Origin of the sequence: Loktanella sp. R86503 (genome assembly GCF_042466455.1) — a bacterium.
Lineage (GTDB): Bacteria > Pseudomonadota > Alphaproteobacteria > Rhodobacterales > Rhodobacteraceae > Loktanella.
Map to the genome: position 1 here is coordinate 2,858,612 of NZ_JAXHCI010000002.1, position 21,043 is coordinate 2,879,654.

Genomic DNA, 21,043 nt, shown 5'->3' on the forward strand with positions numbered 1-21,043 from the left:
TTTTGAGAAGTTTATGTAAGGGGGGCGTGGTCGTGTTTCAGAACGCGGCAAAGCCGTCCTTGGGGGCTGTCGGAACAGTCCATCGCTCAATGGCATCAATATTACTGTAGGGTGCTTCGAGCGAAGGCACCTGACGGGTTTTGCGGTCAAAGAACCTTACGCCGGGGCCGGAAAACTCCTCGCCTGGCAGGTTCAGGTTCAAGTTCAACGTCACCGAAGATGGGGTGAGTTGCATTTCGTATTTTCCTGATGTGGCCATGCAGTGCATCGGCCTGAATGAGGGTGTTTTCGTATGGATTTAGCCAAGTATGACGGCGGCCTCATCAAGGCCTCGCATCACCTCTGCGCTGTGGGCGGCATCAAGCGCGGCCGCATGGGGCTGGGCGAACTGCCGGCTATCGTTGTCAAAATATCTTCCGCTGGCTTCGGCAAAACCTGTGCCCAGCGCCGCTTCACGCAGGATATTAGCCCCGATGCTCAGATCGTTGCCCGCTAGGCCGAAGCCCTCTTTGACCATTTTGGATGCCAATAAAGAGCCGGGGTTGACCGCGATTATTACAGGCCCTTCAGGCAGTAACTTTGCCATTTCACGCGACCAAATGGTCAGCGCCAGCTTGCTTTGCGCATAGGCGTCCATATCGCTTAACCGTCCGCGTCCGCGAAAGGCATCCAGATCGACGCGCGCTTGGGCGGCCGATGAAAGGTTCACTATGCGACCGTCCTTTGCAAGGATCGGCAAAAGTTCGCGGGTTAGCACATAAGGCGCGATGGCGTTCACCATAAAGCGAACATCATAACCCTCTTTGGTGACAGTATTTGGAGTCTTGAGGATCCCTGCGTTGTTGATCACCACATCAATCTGGTCGTGATCGGCGCGAATGGTGCTGGCCAGTGCATGAACGTCAGCCATATTCGACAGGTCCGCCAAGTATTGCCCGACAGAACCTTTGATGGTTTTCGCAGCCGCTTCCAATTTGGCCACATTGCGTCCATGCAAAAGGACCCTGTGCCCCTCTGCCGCAAGCGTTTGCGCTGTCAAAAGGCCGATGCCATCAGTGGAGCCGGTGATGAGAATTGTCTTGGTCATTGAAAGGTCCTGTGACTGCCTTGGAACCAGACTTATCACTTTCTAAAATTATACAAATAAGCTATATTTGAATTCAGTATTTTGAAAAAGTATATAATATGGATACGCAATCTCTTCGCCTATTCGTCCTCGCCTGCGAGACTTTGAACATAAGTGCCGCAGGCCGCGCGCTGGGCATGGCACCAGCGGTCGCAAGCACGCGCATCGCAAAACTGGAACATCTTGTCGGCGCGGACTTGTTGCATCGATCAACCCGCAAGGTATCGCTGTCATTAGAGGGACGCGATTTCCTTCCATATGCACGCGAAATGATCGCGCTGGAGGAAGCGGCTCTCGCTGCCCTCGGGAAGGGCCGGACAACGATCAGCGGTACATTACGCTTTGCCGCGCCCAGCACTTTTGCGCAGCTCTACATTGCGCCGCTGTTGCCGCTTTTTATGGATCAGTATCCAGACCTGCGTCTTGACTTGCACCTTTCCGATTCAGAATTTGATCTGATTGAAGGAAGCTACGATCTGGCACTGCGTAACGCGGTTTTGGCCGATAGCAGCCTTACCGCGCGAAAACTGGCCGGCGATACGCGCATTTTATGTGCCTCGCCTGCCTATCTTGATCGCTATGGTTCCCCCGAAGGTCCCGAAGATTTGGCGCAACACCGATTGATTGCATTTAAGGATGCCGAGCCACGGGCGCTCGTCTCTCAAGATGGCAGGCGGGCGGAATTCGACCCAACAACCGCAACCCATTATCTGATTGTGAACGACGGCTTGACGCAAAAACTCACGACCCTTGATGGTGGTGGTATTTCAATAAACTCCATCTGGGCGGTGCAAAAAGAGCTTGCGACCGGAAGCCTGACGCGCGTTTTGCCTGACTACGAATTGGCAAATAAACCAGCGCTTTGGCTGATTTACCCCAAAAGCAACGTCGTCTCTGCCAAGGTTCGCGTGTTCATGGATTTCCTGATCGATCATTTCGGGCGTCAGAACGTAGTCCGTAAGGCATCCTGATCCCAAGATTTACATGACCCACCCAATTTGCCGTTTGCGACGACAGAGAACGCCTGACCCACGATTATTAAATGTCCGGTTAGGGCCGTATGGAAAGGCGGCCATGCCTTAAATGACGCCAGCTTCCGCGATCGCCAGCGCTTTTTCAGGTTCAACGCCAAGGTACCCGAAGAGCTGTCCATCCAGGTTTGGCCCAGCAACTGCTGAACTGCCCAAAGATTGCCTATCTTCTTATCGATCTGGGTCGCCTTCATTCGCTTTATAGCATGTGCCATCGGCACCAACCTTTAAACCAACGGATATCAGCCACTCACCGACCAAAGCGCACGTATTGGCGGGGCGAGACGTGAAGCCGTACCAGCCGCCTGCTGTTGCATCGCTAACAGGCCTGAAATTACTGCCGTGCCTTTCTTTGCTCCATGTCAGAATAAAAACGACGGAAAAACCGGGGCGCAGCGTTTTAAAACTGACACCGCGCCCAATCTTATCGAAAGCACCCACATGCGTCATCATCTTCTTCAGCGGGGCTTGGCCGTCCTTGTCGGTCTATGTGCCACCGCGGGCCATGCCCACGAAAGCGCCACTCACTGCGAGGCGGTCACAAAATCGGTCAGTGACGCGGGCTTTGACGATGTGGTCACGGTGACCTGCACCGACAATCAAGCTTTGATCGCAGGCGATACCTATCCCGACCACGAGATGATGACCGGTATCATCGGCACGAACGAACAAGTTCCAGTGCCTGCGGTGAATTATGCCTCACCCATCACATTGGAACCCGTGAGCGGGACAGAACCGCATACTCGCGATGCCGCCCTTGGTGTCGCGGTGAACGGCGTGCCAATCTATGACTACACGGCCGGCGGAGAGATGTCGCAAGCGGATCTAGGGACATATCAGGCTAATCTGGACACTGTCGCGACGGGCCAGCTTGATGCTTGTGGTGGTCATGCAGGACGCGGCGACGACTATCACTATCACGCCGCACCCACCTGCATGATTGACCAGATGGCGAACAAGGGCCCGGATGCGATCATCGGCTGGGCCTTTGATGGCTTTCCGATCTATGCAGACACCAATCCTGACGGCTCCGCCATCGCCACAGGTGTTCTGGATGTGTGTAACGGGCAAGCCGACGATGTTTTTGGCTATCGCTACCACACGTCCGAAGGTGCGCCTTACATCATCCAATGTCTGATGGGTGAAGTGCCTGACATCGACGCCCTGCCACGCGTGCGTCCATTGGGTGCAGCAGAGGGTGGACAGGGGCCAGAGGCAGGTCAGCCACCACGCGGCGGAGTTGATGATCTGGTATTCGTGCAGGATGACGACGGCACGCGGACGATGACCTATCGTTATCAGGGCGGCGACTATTACATCAAATACGCCCCGTCCGGGACCGAGAATTGCTATAACTTCGAAACACGCACCGTGACAAACGGTGGGGCGCTATTCGAACAGGAGCTATGCCGCGAATGACCCGGTTTCCTGCACTGGTCATAGCCCTGCTATGCTGCACGACCGCATTGCCCGCCGCTGCGCAGCAAACGCCGCCACCAAAGCCCGGCGAAGCCGCCCATGCAGAGGCCGCCAACTTCACCGTCACCAGTTCCGCATTTGTTAATGGTGCCGCCCTGCCTGATGATCTGCGCTGCACGCGCAGCGGTGGGGATGGCGTTTCGCCGCCGCTGTCATGGAACAATGCACCTGTTGATACACAAGCCTATGCCATTGTCATGCAACATTATCCGGTTGGCACCTATCCGGGTGTAAACGAGCCGAGCCACTATTGGCTGGTCTGGAATATTCCCGCAGGTGCAGACGGCGTGGCGAGAGGCAATCCGGAGTCCTTGGGGGTAGAGGGCAGCGACAAAGATGTTCGCGCGACGGGCTATACGCCGCCCTGTTCACCATCCGGTGCCGGTACCCATGAGTATACGATCTGGGTCTATGCTCTTGATGCGCCGCTTACTGATCTGCCGGATCAAGACGACATTAGTATTGTTTGGGCTGATGTCATGGCCGCGCTGAAGGGTCACGTCCTTGCCGGCGACTCTATCACATTCTGGAACTAGATCCCGCGGCTGAAACTGGCTTGACGTTTATAAACCGGTTATTTCCCGCGCCGATGCGACGGCCAGTGACTACGTTGCTCCCTCTGCCATTATCAGCTGCTGCCGGTAATCCTGAAGCCGGGCGTTGGCGTTACTGTCGACGAGGATCAGAACCGTAAAAAATGCGATAGCGGTCATCAGGCTTGCGCGCCAATACGGCCCGTCGAGGAAGGGGACCGCCAGCGCGCAAAGCGCGATGAGCGCAGGAAAAACCCTGAAGACAGCGATGCGGTAGTCGTTAAGCACCTTGTCGGCGCGTATGATCTCTGCGGCGATGAAACCCGCGGGATCTGCGCCAAAGGCGGACGGAACGGCGGCAAGCCGGGCTTGCGCCGGGAAGAACAGGCCGCCGCCAAGAACCAGCAATAGCACAGCTGCCACCAGCATCGGGACCGCAAAGGCCCGTGCCAGATCGGTCGCGGCCAGCTGCCGGAAGCCCATACCAGCCAAGCCAAAAGTCAGTCCAAAACTAATGAATGCGACGGCTGAGAGCATTTCGAACCGTGCCCATTCGGAAGCAGCCTTGACGATGTCCACGGGGTTACCTTTCAATTAAAGGAATGGATCCGGGTTGATCCCGATTGTCGCGGCCCGGCCCCGGATCCCAACTTACAGCTGCCAGGTGAAACCGGTGTCCGCCTCGGACCGCTTCCATAGCCGGGACATGACCGGCTTGTCGTGCGCGTGGGCGTTCAGCGTGCCGCGCCCTACGGGGCCGACAAACTCGCGGGTGCCGGTCGGACCATAAAGCGCGCGTTGCTCGGTCAGCGCCTGTTCGGTCGCGCACATGACCTCCGGATAGGCACCCTGCTCGGCTGTCTGGACCATCGGCGTCTTGGTCAACAGCCACCAGATGGCGCGCATGGTCCGACTACCGCTGGTCGAAATCAGCGAGGTTGCGGAGGAGCCGGGGTGGCAGACGAAGACTTTCACACCCGTGCGCCCCGCAGCGGCCAGCTTGTCCTGAAGCTCATAGGCAAACATCATCTGCGCCAGCTTGCTTTGGGAATAGGCCGTATTCGCGCCGTATCCCTTGTCCCAGTTCATGTCGTCAAAGCGAATAGTCTTCAGCCCCATGTTGTAGCCAAGGCTCGCCACAACCACGATCCGGCCCCTCGATTGTTCGATGCGGTCGAACAGCATGCCGCACAGGGTAAAATGGCCATAGTGGTTGGTGCCCAGCTGGCTTTCGAAACCATCATGGGTCAGCTGGCGGGATGGCACCTGCGCAATAGCGGCATTGCAGATCAGCGCGTCGATGCGCGGCGTAGTCGTCAGTACCTCTTCGGCGGCTTCGCGGACAGATACCTGCTTGGCCAAATCCATGCAAATGAAGCGCACGGCGGCGGCGTTACCGAATTCTTGCTTTAGATCCTCCACGGCGGCGGTGGATTTCTCGACACTTCGGTTCAACATCACTACCTCTGCCCCCTTGCCCAGCAGGATGCGCGCGGCCTGAAAACCTGCGCCCGCATTGGCACCGGTAATGACATAGGTCTTGCCGGCAAGGCTGCCGAGGCGTGCGGGCGTCCAGCCCTTAGGTCCGAAAGTCGTGTCAGCCATCTGTCTGATCCTCGATGTGTATATATGGAAGGGGCCGCCCGGGAATAATCCGGGCAGTAACTCTTTGCTTCAGGTGTTAAGCTGGCTGAACAGCGTGTCACCGCGCCGCCAGACCGGCAGGTAGCCGGGATATTCGGGCTTAACCGCGCTAACCTCATTGAGCCGCGCCATCTCTGCATCGCTTAAACTGATGTCTACCGCGCAAAGGTTGTCGACCAGCTGCGCTTCCTCGCGGGCACCGACAATGACGCTGGTGACGCCGGGTTTGTGTACCTGATAGAGGTCGATGTAATCGGTGCCCAGCCGCTGCAGGCTGCCCTCCACCTCTCGCATGATGGCCAGTCGGCTGGTGCCCAGATTGTTCGGGCCGGTGGTCATGCTGTTGTAAAGCTTGGTGGCGATGAGGTTGTCCGGTCGGCGCGACCCCAGCGCCACGCCAAGCATCTTTTCCGAGACGCCCGAGCTGTAAACATTGGCGGTGTCAAGGATATTGATGCCCGCCGCGATAGCCAGATCGACCATACGGGTTGCCAGCTCTTGACCTGTGGCCCCCACCAGATCGGCATAGCTGCCGCCTTCGTTGTCGAAGGTCATGGTGCCCAGCGTCAGTTCGGAAACATAAAGACCAGAATGCCCAAGCTGCTTGTATTTCATCATGATGCCCTTTGCGCCGCGGCGCTTGCGTCTGTAAACCGTAGTGTTTACATAAAAGGGACCACCCACTTAGTAAACCCCTGAGTTTACATTTTTCTGGTGACGCCGGGGATGAACGATGAAACTGACTGATAAGAAACGAAAAGATATCCTAGAGGCCGCCATCCAAGAGTTTCGCGAACAGGGGTTTCCGGCAGCTCGGGTCAACAAAATCGCAGAACTGGCGGAAGTTTCAAAGCGCACGCTCTATAAGCATTTCGAGAGCAAGGAAGTGCTGTTCCAGGCCATCACCGACATCCTGCTAGAGCAGATCGCTGCCACACCAAAGCTGCGCTATAACCCCGAAGCCTCGCTTCGCGACCAGTTGACTGCGGCGGCCCGGGATTACATTGGTCACCTTTCGGGCCAAGAATACATGGGCCTGAACCGGCTGGTGATGTCACAGCTTTTGCGCGATCAGGATTTTGCGCAGGCATTCTTTGCAAAGGCCGCGATGCAGGACGGCCCGATCCAGGAACTGATCGGCGAGGCAATGCAGGCAGGCGCGCTGCGTCAGGCCGAACCGGGCTTTGCCGCCGGGCAGCTTTTGTCGATGATCAAACATTTCCTGATGTGGCCCGAATTCCTTCTGGGTAAAAAGGCCGATCTGGACGCAGAGGCCGTCATCGCCGATTGCGTGCAGATGTTCCTGGCGCATTACTCACCAAAGTGATCGCGCCCGGCAGCTTCGTAAAAGAGGATTACAACTCAGCAGCTGGCTTGCCATCGAAACCTAGGTGCCCGCGACGCCCACGCCGCTGAACTTTCATTTAGCTGCAACTTGACCCCCATTGGGGTTTGCGCCGATTGGCGCAGGTTAAGCAATTGATTGTTAAAGCTTTCGACAAAGCCGTGATGCGCAGTCTTGCCCAGCGCGATGTAATGCCATTCGATCCGGTGCCCTTAACCCCACCGCAACATCGCGAGACCCGCCCCGTGACGATCATGAAATTTGCATTCAAGGCCTTTCGAGGCTAACTCCAACTGCAGTCGAAGTCAATTAGATGCTTAATTTCCAATTGGCAGAACACCTTTCACAGTATATTTAGAGGCTAACTGCAGGTGATTGCCATCTAGACATCATGTCATGAATTTCATCATCTAATTGAATTTATCTATTACGCCCCCCATTAAACCGCTAAATTAATTCAGGCAGAGATATACAACCACTGAGGCTCCCGCCAACAAAATCATATTCCAACAAAACTTAAATCACCTCCTCAAATTCATCAGAAGATAAAGGCAATAAGCGCCCCATTCAGCCACGCGGAAGATTGATGAACAGCCCCTACGACACCGCCTCGAGTGCATCGTATTTAGCTTTTAAAAAATTGACAGCGCAGCGCATAGCTACAAAATAGAACAAACCAATTCAAAAATATAATGTCGGGTTCAACACTCTTAGCAGCAGGCAACTTGGCAATGATCTCTTTTGCCTCCGAACTCTGGCTCATTAATGGCCCCACTGTCACAGGTGCGGCGGGTTTTCGGTTTCCCACGCGTATGGCCGTAATTAGGCTGCCGGATAATGGCGGATTATGGATATGGTCCCCGGTCGCACTGACGCCGGATGTGCGCGCCGCAGTGGATGCGCTTGGATCTGTCCGTCATCTGATTGCTCCCAATAGTCTGCATTACACATTTCTTGCAGAATGGGCCGCTGCCTATCCGGATGCGCGGATTCATGCAGCCCCCAGTTTGGACGCAAAGGTCGCAGGAACCAAGATACATTCCACCATCAGTATTGAACCGGACCCCGACTGGGCGGGGGCCATAGATCTGGTCATCGTGCGGGGCAACCGGATTACGACCGAGGTGGTGTTCTTTCACCGCGAGTCGGCGACGGCTCTTTTGACGGATCTGGTGCAACAGATCCCGCTTGGCTGGTATCGTGGATGGCGCGCTGTCGTGGCCCGACTTGATCTGATGACGGCCCCCGTGCCATCCGTACCGCGGAAGTGTCGCATTGCAACGACCGATAGAGTAGCCGCCCGAGACTCCATCAGACGCGTTTTGCAATGGCCCGCCCGACGTCTTGTCATGGCGCATGGCACTCCGATCCAGTCCGGTGGACAAGAGGCATTGCGACAAGCGTTTGCTTGGCTAAAACCGTAAATCACGTCGTCACGTTCAAAAACTACCGCTTTCGGGACAACTGAAAGGACGATTATTTTTGATCGGACCTGTCACTATTTCGTGCCGCTCGACATCCTTGTTAAAGCAACCTTCCGCTCGAACGCGATACTGAAGGTGTTGTTTTCACGGAGGCTGCTATGCAGAAGTTTCGAGAAGTTCGAATGAAGGCGCAGTCTTCCCCCTGATCGACCTCGCCAGGTGGAGTGGTATCAACACTTCACCTCGAGCCGCTCCCCCTTGTGTTGGAGCAGCGCCTCGGCCACATCCGCATTCGCCGCGCGGCAAGGTTTTAGAGCAATCTGTATAAGCAGCGGTTCTGAAGGCCTGCACCAATTCAGGGCAAAAGACATTCAGCCAACCGAAGTTGGTAGGCTTGGAAAGCCTAAGCGCGACGATGGAAAATATATGCCGCAAACGGCCGATTCACAGCAAAAGCAATGAGCCGAACCAAAACGTTAAATGATTTTAGGAGGTTTGTGCAGCGACGCATGCTTGCCGCTAAGGTCAAAACTATACGTCACTTTACAAAGATTGTCGAATGCCATGCGGAACCGACTTTTCCCGGCGAATTTTCTGAATCTTATCAGTAAGCCGTGCCAAGCAATTCCGACCCAAATGCCAAGCATTTCCGACCCAACCTGACCTTTGGTGCCAGGGCGGCAGAAAGCTCGCTATGTAGAGGAAGTTAGCATGGTCCCCCGGGTCAGCTGCCATGATGCCTCCTGACACTTCCCGCCCATACCGGCCGCCCATCCGTAGCCATTCGTTGCGGGACGCAATTCTATGAAGCGGTCATTCGCGCCATCATGAAAAATCGGATGAACTGGAGGGCGATACCATCAATAGTACTAAATACGATTGAAGATCATTTGAACTTTAGCTGGAATAAAGGTCCTGTTGCATAGCAAGGAATGCCTTTCTGACCGCTGGCAGCCCTCCCAAACGGGCCTTTCCCTCGCCTACGCTCCCAAATCGAGCTATGAGAAATGAACTCAGCTTCTTGGTGGCAAGCTCAGTCTCGCCCCGCGCCTCATAGGCACTCAGGACCGCAAGCAGCAATTCCCGCATGTCAGTTGTTTCGACTTCAGGCATGCCGTCACTTCTCAGACGGTCGGCGCGGTTGTGACGGGTCTTCGGCGGGCTTGTGAAGAGAACATAGCTCAGGACATCGAACAGGTCGCTATCAGGCGCATCCACCAATCCGCGGATATCGTTGAGCCGGTTTTGATCATACCCACGGTCAGACAGTTGACCTAGAAAGTGCTCTCTATTGTCGGGATCGCTCCACAGCTTGCGAAGCTGATCTTCATCCGCAATCAGCCCAGCCAGTTCGCCAAATAGCCGCTCAAGAAACTCGGCTGCTGAAATCGGTTTTCCCTCAGGGCTCCAGTAGGTTGTCGTTGCAATATACCGGATCGCTCTAGTCTTACCGTCTGACAGCTTGATAACAATTTTCTCACGCGGTGGTACTTCCGGCTCTTCATCATCAGGCTTAGCTGGATCACCGTCCGGCCCCGAACCTGGCCCAACAGGTGGCGTTCGAGGACTAGGCGGCTCTGGGGCAAGCGGCTCGCCGTCCCATTCAGGATCGTTGAAATTATCGTGGGCTTTTACGAAGTCCCAAATCGTGAAGAAGTCTTTGCCTTCATAGGTGCGTGTCCCGCGCCCGATAATTTGTTTGAACTCGATCATGGATCGGATTGGCCGCATCAGAACGATGTGGCGAATGTTTCGCGCATCCACGCCGGTAGAGAGCTTCTGGGAAGTGGTCAAAATCGTCGGGATCGTCTTATCATTGTCTTGGAAGTTCCGTAGATGCTGTTCGCCCACGGCCCCGTCATCCGCAGTTACGCGATGGCAGTAATTCGGGTTCGTGCCATCCTTCACTTGGTTGATCAGATCACGGACCAAGGCTGCATGGTCCTGCGTTGCGCAGAATACCAATGCCTTTTGACGCTGATTGATCTGCCCCATAAATTCCTTCACGCGGCTCAGCTCACGCTCTTCGATAACGATGCGCGTATTGAAGTCACTTTCAGTGAAAGCGTCGCCAATCTCGGCGTCACCGGCCACGAGCTCATCCTCGGGATGATAGACGTAGGCGTCGATGGTGCTGGCCATCTGCCGCACCTTGAACGGCGTCAGGAAGCCGTCCTCGATCCCGGTACGCAGAGCATAGGTATAGGCTGGCTCGCCGAAATAGGCGTAGGTGTCCGCGTTGTGTTTACGCTTGGGCGTGGCGGTCAGGCCAAGCTGCGCTGCGGGTTCAAAATACTCAAGCAGCCGCCGCCATTCGCTTTCGTCTTTGGCCCCGCCACGATGGCATTCGTCGACGACGATGAAATCGAAAAAGTCAGGCGGGTACTGCGTATAGACCGCTTTGCCTTCACCGGTCATAAAGGTCTGAAAGATCGTAAAGAACAGGCTGGCATTCTTGGGCGGCTGGCCGCCGTTTTTGCGGATCGTGTCAGGGTCGATCCGTGTCACGGCATCGTTGGGAAAGGCGCTGAACGCATTATAGGCTTGATCGGCAAGAATGTTGCGGTCGGCAAGAAACAGGATGCGCGGGCGGCGGACTGGCTCACCCGACAGGTTCCACTTGGACTGGAACAGCTTCCACGCGATCTGGAATGCAATGGATGTCTTGCCGGTACCGGTTGCCAGCGTCAGCAGAATACGCCGGTCGCCTTTGGCCAGCGCCTCAAGTGCCGCATTAACGGCCTTATGCTGGTAATAACGCAGCTCCCACTTGCCGCCGTCCGTTTCGAACTCCACAGCCCCGAAGCGTTCGCGCCAATCATTATGGGTCGTAAAGGTACGATCCCACAACTCGTCAGGTGTGGGGAACGGCAGGGCCATGTCGGCCTCGGCCCCCGTGGTCATGTCGATCTGATACCAGCTGATCCCGTTGGAGGCATAGGCAAAGCGCGACCCCAGCCGATCGGCATAGTCCTTGGCCTGACCGACGCCGTTGCGATGACTGATACCCGCGCGCTTTGCCTCCAGCACGGCCAGCTTCTGGCCTTTGTGGATCAGGACATAATCGGCAGACAGCCCCTTGCCCCGTGTGCCACCGGCCTGAATACGGCCCGGACAGATGACCTCACGACGAAGCTTACTGCCGTTCTGCCCCCAACCTGCTGCTGCAAGGACGGGGTCTATGCGCTCGGCGCGGGTATCGGCTTCGGTTTCGTCGTGAATGCTCATCAGGTCTACTCGTTAAATCACGTCAATTCGCCTGCGAAGGCTCTATGCAAAATGGATTGGCGAAGGTCGGTAATGTCTTGCAACAATGCTTGATAGCTCGATTCGAGCACAGAAACATTTTTCTGCATTTGATCAATTCGGTGGACCGCGGCCTTCTGGCTATCGCGGGGCGGGAAACTCACTGACACGGCCTTTAGCATTTTTATGGTGAATTGTTGCAAGGCGGCGCCGGATTGCGTGTCTAGGTAGAACCGCTTCATTCGTCCGGACTGCAGGAAGAAGAACAGAAACCGACAATCAATTTGTTCGCCGCATCGCAGCCAAGCAACTTGGGAGTTCAAGTTGGCACCTTCCAAATCTTCAGGAACGATCGCAACCTTGCCGATCTCCCCGCGATTGGTGAAAAGAACATCGCCACCTTTCAAGTGACCCTTCTTAAGCTCAGCATGCTTGGCATCTGAGATGTAGAGCATCTCATTTCTATCAATTGCCCCGTTTTGTATATTGCTGGACCGCAGGAAGGGTACTCCGTCAGCCACCATTTCTGATTTTTTAGGGTATTTGCTGGAATGGTTGCCATCACCAATCATGCATAGCTCTGACAATGCCTCAGCTTTCCAGCTTGGATCATCAGAGGCAAAAATCTTGTCGAGAACAACGGCCAACAACTCCTGCGCGTTTTGGAGGTTGGCTTCGGCGTGAGCGCGGGCGCGAGCCAGACCCTCGAAGGCCTCGTCCAGAACCGCAACAATCCGCTGTTGTTCTTCGAGCGGCGGGAGGGGGATTGGAAAGGCTTTCAACGGGGCGGATGATAGCTCTTTGAATGTAGCGCCGGTCCCTAAATCATTCAAAGCTTCTCTATTCATGGATAGGAAATAAAAGAGGTAAATCGAGTCCAGATTATTCCCCGGCACCATCCCTCGGCACCCCTGATTGAATGCCATCGGAACATCGTTGATAGCCAAATGACCAATAGGCGCGCGGGTTGACATAATCACCGAGTTTGACGGAACCAGCCTTGCTGAACAGCTAGCAAGGCCCTCGTCCGAAATTGTACGAGGGGTTTTCCCTATATTGCGGCCATCCATCTTTCCCATGTCTTTTGGGGTGAGCCAGTTCACGTCGCCGCCCCAGTAAGATGCAACCGACGATTTTGGGGTTCCGCCGTTAGTGACCGAACAGACATCACCGAGCGGTTTAATATTCCAGCCCGCCTTCACAGCATCCCCCGAATATTCTCTAGAATTTCCGCCGTCTCGGCATCCCGCGCCAACATGTCGGCAATAATGGCTTCAGGGCTACGCAATGCCTCGGTCTCGGGCGCATTGGGGTTCTTGACCGACAAGTCATACGTATCCTCGTCCAGATCGGCGCGGTTGACGATCCAGCTTTTCGGTCCGTTGGAGCGGGTGCGCTGCAATTCAACGAACTCGGCCAGATCGGCATCGTTCAGCGGGTTGGTCTTACCCATGCTGCGCCCCGGATCGAGTTGGTAAAACCAGATATCCCGCGTCGGCGCACCCTTTTCAAAGAACAGCACGACGGTCTTGACCCCTGCCCCCTGAAACGTGCCTTGCGGGCAATCGAGGATGGTGTGCAGTTCCGCCGCCTGCAGCAGCTCCTTGCGCAGCGCGACGCTGGCATTGTCGGTGTTGCTGAGGAAGGTGTTCTTGATGACGACAGCCGCACGCCCACCGGCCCGCAGCTTGCGGATAAAGTGTTGCAGGAACAGATAGGCCGTCTCACCCGTGCGGATCGGAAAGTTTTGCTGAACCTCGCGCCGCTCGCCGCCGCCAAAGGGGGGATTGGCAAGGATGACGTCGTGGCGGTCCTTTTCCTGAATATCCATCACGTTTTCATTGAGCGTGTTGGAGTGGATAAGGTTAGGCGCCTCGATCCCGTGCAGGACCATGTTCATGATCCCGATCACATAGGCGAGCCCCTTCTTTTCCTGCCCATAGAAGGTTTTGGTTTGCAGGGTCTCAAAGTCCGAGGCCGACAGGTTGTCGGTACGCATATGGTCATAGGCTTCGCAAAGAAAGCCCGCAGAGCCGACCGCGCCATCATAGATGGTCTCACCAATTTTGGGGTCAGTGACGCTGATCATCGCGCGGATCAACGGGCGTGGCGTATAGTATTCGCCCCCGTTCCGGCCAGCATTGCCCATACGGCGGATGCGGGTTTCGTACAGTTGCGACAGTTCGTGCCGTTCAGCTTGGGTATTGAAGGCCAAGCCGTCCACGGCCTCTAGCACATCACGCAGGACATAGCCCGAGCGGAACTTGTTACGCAGTTCGGTAAAGACCTCACCGATCTTGTATTGGATTGTGTCGGCACCGGTGGCGGACTGACGGAATGACGCCAGATAGGGAAACAGGTCCTTATCCACGAACGCAATCAAATCATCGCCAATGCGGGCGGTGTTGTGGTCAAACTTTCCATCAACTTTGGGCGCCGCCCATTTGTCCCACCGGAAGGCACCGCCGATGATCGGAGTGTAGTCGTCACCGTTTAATTCAGCGCGATCTTTGCGTTCGTTTTCAAGGTCATCGAGATATTTCAGGAAAAGCACCCAAGACGTTTGCTCGACATAGTCCAGCTCGTTTGCAATGCCTTCTTCGGACCTGAGATCCCGCTCGATTTTATTAAACGCGTTTTCGTACAAACTACTTCTCCAATTATGGGCGTATCGTCCCACCAGTCGGGGGCCGCTGCAAGAGGCCGCGACCCGCAGGCAGGTCTATTATCGAGGATTATGGGGTGCCTTTTGAAGCCAACATCGGCGTTCACCAAGCGGCAAGATCATCGGCTAAAGTCGAAAAACCGACGATCATTTGATTACGGTAGGTATGAGGCACCTGTCATATACAAGTACGAAGTTCGGAGTGACTTCCCACTGAACTTTGACAAGCCGCGACCGGAGTCCGATTGGTGTTTACGCCGTTTGGCGCAGGCTAACGAATCGCCCGCCCCACGGAGCTTTCAAACGGTGGTGTTCGCGAAACAACATCGTCCTCAGGTGATCATTGCAGATATCAGACAACACATCCAATTCAGCCAGCCGTACCAGCTGAGACTTCCAGCGCTCAACGGCCATATTCATCACTGATGCTCCTTGCGACAACCGTAAGCGCTGCAACATGCGATCGCTCGTAGGCACGAACGTGTCGGCCAGGGCAGGTGACTGTCGGAACCCCTTCCCTATCCAGTCGCCGCGCCAAATGTATCGGGGCAACCCGCTCCGATGTCGCAAGCTGTCCAAGCGTCAGGAAACGCGCTTCAAATTCCAAAATACTGGATTGGGTTATCAGCGAGTGACAATGATTGGTATCTGCGTTGAGGCGTTTGGCGTGACCAAGATACCCCGCATCCCTAAGGGCTCGAATGGCTCCGACGCCAATTTTTAGGTAGGCTGCGGCTTCCAGCGGCGTGAGGTCTTGCGTAGCGGTCGGGGTTTCGCGCACGCCAACGTCCACATCTTGCGGCACATAAATCGCCTGAAGTCCTACCGTACCTGCCCCTCGGACAAAACCGCCAACCTTGCCCTCCTGCCAAAGGGTGATCAGACGAACCAGTCCGACGCGCTGATTTTGGCAATGATCGCGGAGCGGAAGGAAAACCCCGACATCGGGCAGTTCAGGCAAGGCAACCGCTTCTGCCAAAAGCCTATTCACATCCTCAGCAAAGACATAACGCAGCGCGGTTCCGAACCGGATCGATCGCAGTATTCCATTTTCAATCAGCCCTTTCACCTGCGTCCCATGCACGTTCAACGCTACTGCCGTAGATTCGAGATTTCTCAACCCACCCCAGAAGTTGATCGCCTTGGATAACTGCTCAGGCGTTGTTTCCTTCAGCCCCGAGGATTGTGCCTCAGAGAGATTATCAACGTGACGGATCAGCCGTTTGAGAAAACCTACACTTAGCCCCGACTGTTCACGGGCGGTTTCGAACGACATGCGTTTAACGGCTGGTACCGGTCTGCCCAAGACGCGTTTCTTGGGTTTCATCGTATAGTTCCGTACTGCAAACGCATGTACGCTATCGACGATGGACTGGACCTCTGCGTCACCATCCGCTGCCCGCAGCCAAACATAAAATGCCCCCAGGTCTGTCGAGAAATAAGATCGTCGAGCACCGGGTCGAGATTTCAACTCCTCCATGCAGACCGTCAGGCTGTCTGGTCCAGCGGAGAGAACGCGTAGCCCCTCGACGCAGAACTCACGTTCAAGATCCGGGTCGACATTCGCAGGACTTGAAAGGGACGATCCACAAATAGCGGCACCAAGGCTCAAGCAAGCGCCGTGCAATTGACTGAGCTCTAACTCGCCTAGCCAATCGACCTGCGGTCCATGGTTGATCCTGTTCCTCACATACGCCTCGAATGCGGTAGGAGCATATGTCGGATCCACATCTGCGGCCTTTTTCACAACGTCGCGGTGCCGGGCAGTCTGGGCGACGACGTCGTAGGTTTCGTGCGAAGTTCCAGCACGAGGGAGCTCAACCAGAGGCGCCTTGTGATAGACGCAGCCGTGCAGACACATGACGTTCCACTCCAGAAGCTGGTGGGCACCATGACGCCCGGTCTTTTCTAGCGCCTCTTCGATACAGACCGGACAGACCCGTGTTGCCGTGCGGCGAAAGATGCCAGTACTGCTTCGGGTGTGCCCGACGCGGTAGCGTCCGATCCCGATCTTTTCAGGGTTCCATCGTGTCAAGTTCGCTCGGTCGAGCCCTGCAACATCGGCAAGTTCAGACAACTGGTCCGGATAGCCCGAGCAAAGAAACGGCCAGCTCAATCCGAAATCTGAGCAAATGTCCCGCGGAGAAATCCCGTTTCTCGCCGCGATCCGCGAGACAATACTTGCGGGAACCTCTCCGACAAAGGGAGCAACGGTCAGCCCAAGTTTCCGCTCAGGCGTTTCAGCATCACTCATCATCGCTCCCGTCATCAAAACATTGCCTTGGATTGATCCGGATGAAATCCTCAGCGAGAAACGGGTTAAGTCCCGGTATGGCCGCAGTCCGCATGAAGTAGACCTCTGCGAAATGGCGCTTGGAAAGCTCTGCTCCCAAGCCGTCAGAGCGCAGTGCGCGCGTCAGTGCTTCGACGATGAACTGTGCCAAAAGGCCAAACTCATAGTCTGCCGCGTGCATCAGCCTCGACGCGAACTGGGTCGTTCTCACGTCCTCATCGCGCGGCACCTTCGCTCTGTCACAGTAGCGCGCCACGAGGCCAAGGACATGATCCTGCCCCGCGTGCTGCGACAGGCGCTCGATCTCTATCGGATACATACGACGTGCCAACTGCGCATCCTGATTGATGATCGACTTGAGGCCGGGCATGCCAGTCAGAAGCAGACCGACCGGCCACTGACTGTTCTCCATCAGGGATTTGAGCGTATTGACGATAGCCTGCCGCTCCTTGTCGGTCTGATGCTGAGCCAAATCCTGCGCCTCGTCCATGTGCATGAAGAGAGTTTTTCGCAACTTGAACTGCTGTTTCACGAGTCCCCATATAACAGCCGCCGACCGATCACGGACAAGCGGGTAACCCGCCGCATGGAGCGCCGCCGTGGCCACGAACTTCATCGTAGCTGGCGATGGCACCTTGAGGCCCACAATTTCGTTGATGCCGTCCGGGCCGTCACAGACCAGTCGGTTCCGATATCTCCGTCTCAACTCCTGGATCGCCGTCGTCTTCCCCGCCCCTGACCGGCCTACGAGGACGATCCCCCTAAGGTCGGATACGATGCCCTCGTCGAGGTCCGCGCGGCGCTGTTCGAGAAGCTGGTCAAAATAGTTATCAAGACGATCGTAGGCCATTGTCGGGACATATGCGGACCGAATGTCTTGAATGATCTGGCGGACTTCAGGGTTATCCTTGTTCATCTTCATCGCTGAACCTCCATTCGGGTTGGGGATCGACAGAAAGAGAGGGTTGGTCAGAGGCATCACTGACGGAAGGCTCACCCTCATCGGCGTGCTCCTTGGACGCTGCAGTTTCGGAGAGAGCGCCTGTCAGGCTTGCCGTGCCTACGGACGGATTTTCCTCGACCGCCTCGCCCGGAACAGTGCCGAAACTCAGGCCAAAGAAGCTCTCGTGCTCTGCCCGGCGAATGTCCTTCGCAGATACGGTTAGAGGACCGATCTGACGCCATGCACGCTGGTGATCGTCGATCTGCTTGATACGCTCGAGTGCTGCATCGACAATCTCGATATGGAGACGCGCCGCGGCCTTGTTTGATCGGCGCAGATCGCGGATGGTCGCTTCCCATACAGCAAGAGACACACCGCGCGCATTCTGTAAGCCTGCGGGGATCGTATGCCATGCATCGTCGAACCAGACGGACAAACATCCCATGTCTTCGGGATCCATGCGCAGATCGATCTGTTGCGCACCGCGACGCTGGAAAAAGGCGGCAAGATCGCGACTGGTGTAGGCTATGCCGCAGACAAGTACGCCGTGCCGACCAAGCTGGCGTTGCAGAGGAATACCAAGGAAATGGCGCAGAGCATGGGGCGACTTGGCAGGGCTATATCCGTACAGCCCCATCAACCGATCCCAGGCATCCGCGGGTGTAGCATACTCTAAGCCGCGATGCGGACGGTGATGGTAAGCGTCGACGACGAAGCGCACCATGAGTTCCACAATGCTGTCCGCAGTATGTAATACATACTGATCGGCCGGGTAGTCGCCACGTTCTTGTGTGTTGCCAAACGTTCGACCCGTCAGAAATGGCATGAGCATGGTGCCCAAAGTTCGGAAGACGCGCTCGATGCGCGACCGCAACTTCGGCACGCCTGCTGGCAATACTTCATATCCGATCCCGAGGTCCGATAGGGCGGCTTTGAAGTCCGGGTTAACGAAGGAAGACCCGTTATCCACGACCACGTTGAAAATGTGGCCGTGCTGACTCCAAGCCTTCTTGCACCCGAGCTGTCTTGAAATCTCACTCTTGTTCCGCATGGCCAACCACAGGGTTGCCAATGCCGCCTCGACATTGGGCGTCCTTGCGACCTTGATTGCCAAGATCACACGTGTTGCAGCATCGATAGCTACGCACATCCAGAAGCGCCCAGTTCGAAGTTCGTCGAACTTGGGATCGCTCACATCGACCCCCGCGCCTTCCAAGTACGCAAGGAGATCGATCTGCCATTCGTCCATCTCTATGCGTTGCAACGGGGCTTCAATTTCAAGGCCCTGACCATATGGACCGAACTTGTTCTTGGCCTTTGCCGCACCCTCCCGAGCCGCACAGGTTTCGAACTGATCTAAACCTTCAATTCTCCGGTAAACGGTTCTCTCAGACACTTCCCGCACTGGGATCTGATCATTGAGCACGAGCGATTTGTTCAACTCACGAATGGCCCGATTTGCCTCGTCAGCCACGTGACGAACGTTGACCCGATTAGGGTGTAGATAGGTCTTAATCGCCGTCTGCAGGACATTCTCGACCTGAGAAGAAAGCCGCTTGGCGTTAGCACCGTTGAAGCGGCTTTTCTTAGCCAAGCACATGGGATCATGGGTTTTCTGCCACTCCCGCACCCAGGCCATGAGGGCTGTCCGACCCGGATGCTTCATGGAGAGTAGCTTTCCGAGCTCTGTCCCATCTTGGCCAAGCCGTATGTTCTCCAGGATTTTGGCCTCGACGCGTTTTTCCAATTCAGGGAGGAATGCGACGCACGAGTCGTTGGAGCGAGTTACCTCGCCATCTTTCTCCGCTTCGAGATAGCAGTCCACGAAAAGCTTCTTGCGAAAAATCTGGGCTTTCTCGGCGGCGCCCATTCGACTGACAAGTGAGCTTCCCGCCAGAGCTCGACGAGCAGCTTCGGCATTGGAGAAGTATCCGTACTCAATAGACGCCTTGCATTCATCGAGCATGCATTTGATGTCATCATGGCTAAAGCAGAGGAGATCCGAGCTGCCGTCCAAGGGACGCAGCTCCAGCGTACTATCCGAGACAGCGCAGACCACATGTACGGTGCCGCCTGCCATCACTGCATCCGATTTGCTTATGCGAAGTCTTACTGTCATCACCGGACCTCCGGCATCGACAAAATGCTCGCTTCGGTCACCGGAAGAGACAGGTCCGTCAAGGCGATCCCATAGAAGATCGCCTTGAACCCCGCCCGAAATGCGCGGCCCTGCAAGCCGGTCGCTGCGACGACCTGCCCCAGAGACGTTTTACGGTTCATGCCTCGGAGTATCTGCTGAACCATCGCATCGGCTTCGACATCCTCGGCCTGCCGGAACATATGAAGCAGCTCTGCATTGCGCACTTCCGCCGCGGAAAAGCTACTGTCCGTGACGAGTAGCGCATCGTCCGCGAACTGCTTCGAGGTCTGCACCTTGATCAGCGCGAACTCTCGGTCGAACTTATTTCGCTCGGCCAGCGCACCCGGCTTGACGGCGATCGCGATCTTGTTTCCGTCTTCCAAAGTGACAAGAAAATCGAAGGTGTGAAACGCGGATTTTCCCCCATGGTTTCGATAGGTGATCTGCGGAGGCTGATCCCAAATATTGACGACAGCTCTCTGCGACAGCAGCACCAAGAGACACTTCCGCTCAAGGTCACTTTCAAAGATGAGCTGCCGCCAAGCCGCACTAGCACGTAGTTTTGCGACCACGAACCCGCGTCCGCTCGCGCGTGATCGCGCCGGGAACATCCGGGTCGCACGGGTTCGCTCCGGCGGAACATAAGGTCCCCCGAAATTATCATCATACATTAGCTGCTATCCCCAGCACCCGAGGCTAGCCTCTCAGTGCAGCGGGTTCCTCTTTCATTGAGACACGAGGCCCCGGCCCACAGAATCCACTGCACGCTTGACCGGGGTCGAAAGTTGGATCATGAATGAGGTGTATCTGGCTTCAACTTGATACACCTGAAGGGCCTCTGGAGCTGCAACTCCGAGGCCTTTTGCTTTTCTAGGGCATGATTGCTCCTTCCCTTTGGAAGTCGGGGAACAGATCCTCCGGCGATGCGCCCACGGCCAAGGCCAAGGCTTCTTCAATGCGCTGAGATCGGCACATCCGCTTGCCGACCAATGTCAGCGCAGAGTCGCTAACCCCAAGCTCACGCGATATCTGCGCCAGTGATGTACCCTGAATCCTGAGTTCCGCTTTCAGACGCTCATGGGCGTCCAGATTTGCCTTTGTCGGGGTGCGCATCGGGGCGATCTCCAAGTTCCAAGGGTGCGAAATGAGCCGGATTCACATTTCAGCTAAGGAA

General features: G+C 55.9%; 19 protein-coding genes. 5 read left to right on the forward strand and 14 right to left on the reverse strand.

The window, feature by feature from the left end; genetic code table 11:
• Positions 1-37: 37 nt before the first annotated feature.
• Both SJY10_RS15065 and SJY10_RS15070 read right to left on the reverse strand, forming a co-directional pair.
• Complete coding sequence (locus SJY10_RS15065; RefSeq protein WP_386684104.1) at positions 38-235, reverse strand: hypothetical protein; 198 nt, start codon at positions 233-235, stop codon at positions 38-40.
• A 63-nt stretch (positions 236-298) separates the two neighbouring features.
• Entirely contained in the window at positions 299-1,087 is a 789-nt protein-coding gene (locus SJY10_RS15070) for an SDR family NAD(P)-dependent oxidoreductase (RefSeq protein ID WP_386684106.1), read from the reverse strand.
• Between the two features lie 98 nt (positions 1,088-1,185).
• On the opposite strand from SJY10_RS15070, the gene SJY10_RS15075 reads away from it, so the two are divergent.
• Positions 1,186-2,097 carry a LysR family transcriptional regulator gene (locus SJY10_RS15075; RefSeq protein ID WP_386684108.1) on the forward strand — a complete coding sequence of 304 codons (912 nt, stop codon included), beginning with the start codon at positions 1,186-1,188 and terminating at the stop codon, positions 2,095-2,097.
• Positions 2,098-2,328: 231 nt separating this feature from the next.
• Here SJY10_RS15075 and SJY10_RS15080 read toward each other — a convergent pair whose 3' ends face one another.
• Positions 2,329-2,598, reverse strand: coding sequence for a hypothetical protein (locus tag SJY10_RS15080; RefSeq protein ID WP_386684110.1), 270 nt, complete (start codon positions 2,596-2,598; stop codon positions 2,329-2,331).
• Here SJY10_RS15080 and SJY10_RS15085 point away from each other — a divergent pair, their 5' ends adjacent.
• Entirely contained in the window at positions 2,599-3,576 is a 978-nt protein-coding gene (locus SJY10_RS15085) for a YHYH protein (protein ID WP_386684112.1), read from the forward strand.
• Positions 3,564-4,172 (forward strand): YbhB/YbcL family Raf kinase inhibitor-like protein, encoded by a 609-nt coding sequence (locus SJY10_RS15090; protein ID WP_386684114.1) that lies wholly within the window; start codon positions 3,564-3,566, stop codon positions 4,170-4,172. The genes SJY10_RS15085 and SJY10_RS15090 overlap by 13 nt, the downstream gene beginning before the upstream one ends.
• A gap of 69 nt (positions 4,173-4,241) precedes the next feature.
• On the opposite strand, the gene SJY10_RS15095 is transcribed toward SJY10_RS15090, so the two are convergent.
• From SJY10_RS15095 to SJY10_RS15105, 3 genes are all read right to left on the reverse strand, one after another.
• Complete coding sequence (locus SJY10_RS15095; RefSeq protein ID WP_386684116.1) at positions 4,242-4,748, reverse strand: hypothetical protein; 507 nt, start codon at positions 4,746-4,748, stop codon at positions 4,242-4,244.
• Between the two features lie 72 nt (positions 4,749-4,820).
• Positions 4,821-5,774, reverse strand: a complete 954-nt coding sequence (locus SJY10_RS15100; protein WP_386684119.1) for an SDR family oxidoreductase — start codon at positions 5,772-5,774, stop codon at positions 4,821-4,823.
• Positions 5,775-5,843: 69 nt separating this feature from the next.
• A complete protein-coding gene (locus tag SJY10_RS15105) occupies positions 5,844-6,431 on the reverse strand; it encodes an aldo/keto reductase (protein WP_386684121.1) in 588 nt (195 codons plus the stop codon).
• A gap of 115 nt (positions 6,432-6,546) precedes the next feature.
• On the opposite strand from SJY10_RS15105, the gene SJY10_RS15110 reads away from it, so the two are divergent.
• Both SJY10_RS15110 and SJY10_RS15115 read left to right on the forward strand, forming a co-directional pair.
• Positions 6,547-7,140: a TetR/AcrR family transcriptional regulator gene (locus SJY10_RS15110; protein ID WP_386684123.1), complete on the forward strand. Its 594-nt coding sequence runs from the start codon at positions 6,547-6,549 to the stop codon at positions 7,138-7,140.
• Positions 7,141-7,889: 749 nt separating this feature from the next.
• On the forward strand, positions 7,890-8,582 hold the full coding sequence (locus SJY10_RS15115) for a DUF4336 domain-containing protein (protein ID WP_386684125.1): 693 nt from the start codon (positions 7,890-7,892) through the stop codon (positions 8,580-8,582).
• Between the two features lie 897 nt (positions 8,583-9,479).
• On the opposite strand, the gene hsdR is transcribed toward SJY10_RS15115, so the two are convergent.
• From hsdR to SJY10_RS15155, 8 genes are all read right to left on the reverse strand, one after another.
• Positions 9,480-11,810, reverse strand: coding sequence for an EcoAI/FtnUII family type I restriction enzme subunit R (gene hsdR, locus SJY10_RS15120; protein WP_386684127.1), 2,331 nt, complete (start codon positions 11,808-11,810; stop codon positions 9,480-9,482).
• A gap of 17 nt (positions 11,811-11,827) precedes the next feature.
• A complete protein-coding gene (locus tag SJY10_RS15125) occupies positions 11,828-13,030 on the reverse strand; it encodes a restriction endonuclease subunit S (protein ID WP_386684129.1) in 1,203 nt (400 codons plus the stop codon).
• Positions 13,027-14,475: an N-6 DNA methylase gene (locus tag SJY10_RS15130; RefSeq protein WP_386684132.1), complete on the reverse strand. Its 1,449-nt coding sequence runs from the start codon at positions 14,473-14,475 to the stop codon at positions 13,027-13,029. Before SJY10_RS15130 ends, SJY10_RS15125 begins: the two co-directional genes overlap by 4 nt.
• A gap of 421 nt (positions 14,476-14,896) precedes the next feature.
• Positions 14,897-16,762: a TniQ family protein gene (locus SJY10_RS15135; RefSeq protein ID WP_386684134.1), complete on the reverse strand. Its 1,866-nt coding sequence runs from the start codon at positions 16,760-16,762 to the stop codon at positions 14,897-14,899.
• The gene (locus tag SJY10_RS15140; RefSeq protein ID WP_386684136.1) at positions 16,740-17,708 is read right to left on the reverse strand and encodes an ATP-binding protein; all 969 of its coding nucleotides are present in this window, start codon (positions 17,706-17,708) and stop codon (positions 16,740-16,742) included. Before SJY10_RS15140 ends, SJY10_RS15135 begins: the two co-directional genes overlap by 23 nt.
• Positions 17,689-19,809, reverse strand: coding sequence for a hypothetical protein (locus SJY10_RS15145; RefSeq protein WP_386684138.1), 2,121 nt, complete (start codon positions 19,807-19,809; stop codon positions 17,689-17,691). The genes SJY10_RS15140 and SJY10_RS15145 overlap by 20 nt, the downstream gene beginning before the upstream one ends.
• Positions 19,810-19,847: 38 nt before the next feature.
• On the reverse strand, positions 19,848-20,540 hold the full coding sequence (locus SJY10_RS15150; protein WP_386684140.1) for a TnsA endonuclease N-terminal domain-containing protein: 693 nt from the start codon (positions 20,538-20,540) through the stop codon (positions 19,848-19,850).
• 199 nt (positions 20,541-20,739) lie between these two features.
• Complete coding sequence (locus SJY10_RS15155) at positions 20,740-20,982, reverse strand: transcriptional regulator (protein WP_386684142.1); 243 nt, start codon at positions 20,980-20,982, stop codon at positions 20,740-20,742.
• Positions 20,983-21,043 lie beyond the last annotated feature (61 nt).

Excerpts from the sequence above, each read along its gene's own strand:
- SJY10_RS15065 (WP_386684104.1), bottom strand. The coding sequence starts at position 235 with ATGCAACTCACCCCATCTTCGGTGACGTTGAACTTGAACCTGAACCTG.
- SJY10_RS15070 (WP_386684106.1), bottom strand. The coding sequence starts at position 1,087 with ATGACCAAGACAATTCTCATCACCGGCTCCACTGATGGCATCGGCCTT.
- SJY10_RS15075 (WP_386684108.1), top strand. The coding sequence starts at position 1,186 with ATGGATACGCAATCTCTTCGCCTATTCGTCCTCGCCTGCGAGACTTTG.
- SJY10_RS15085 (WP_386684112.1), top strand. The coding sequence starts at position 2,599 with ATGCGTCATCATCTTCTTCAGCGGGGCTTGGCCGTCCTTGTCGGTCTA.
- SJY10_RS15090 (WP_386684114.1), top strand. The coding sequence starts at position 3,564 with ATGCCGCGAATGACCCGGTTTCCTGCACTGGTCATAGCCCTGCTATGC.
- SJY10_RS15100 (WP_386684119.1), bottom strand. The coding sequence starts at position 5,774 with ATGGCTGACACGACTTTCGGACCTAAGGGCTGGACGCCCGCACGCCTC.
- SJY10_RS15105 (WP_386684121.1), bottom strand. The coding sequence starts at position 6,431 with ATGATGAAATACAAGCAGCTTGGGCATTCTGGTCTTTATGTTTCCGAA.
- SJY10_RS15110 (WP_386684123.1), top strand. The coding sequence starts at position 6,547 with ATGAAACTGACTGATAAGAAACGAAAAGATATCCTAGAGGCCGCCATC.
- SJY10_RS15115 (WP_386684125.1), top strand. The coding sequence starts at position 7,890 with ATGATCTCTTTTGCCTCCGAACTCTGGCTCATTAATGGCCCCACTGTC.
- hsdR (WP_386684127.1), bottom strand. The coding sequence starts at position 11,810 with ATGAGCATTCACGACGAAACCGAAGCCGATACCCGCGCCGAGCGCATA.
- SJY10_RS15135 (WP_386684134.1), bottom strand. The coding sequence starts at position 16,762 with ATGACGGGAGCGATGATGAGTGATGCTGAAACGCCTGAGCGGAAACTT.
- SJY10_RS15140 (WP_386684136.1), bottom strand. The coding sequence starts at position 17,708 with ATGAAGATGAACAAGGATAACCCTGAAGTCCGCCAGATCATTCAAGAC.
- SJY10_RS15145 (WP_386684138.1), bottom strand. The coding sequence starts at position 19,809 with ATGGCAGGCGGCACCGTACATGTGGTCTGCGCTGTCTCGGATAGTACG.
- SJY10_RS15150 (WP_386684140.1), bottom strand. The coding sequence starts at position 20,540 with ATGTATGATGATAATTTCGGGGGACCTTATGTTCCGCCGGAGCGAACC.
- SJY10_RS15155 (WP_386684142.1), bottom strand. The coding sequence starts at position 20,982 with ATGCGCACCCCGACAAAGGCAAATCTGGACGCCCATGAGCGTCTGAAA.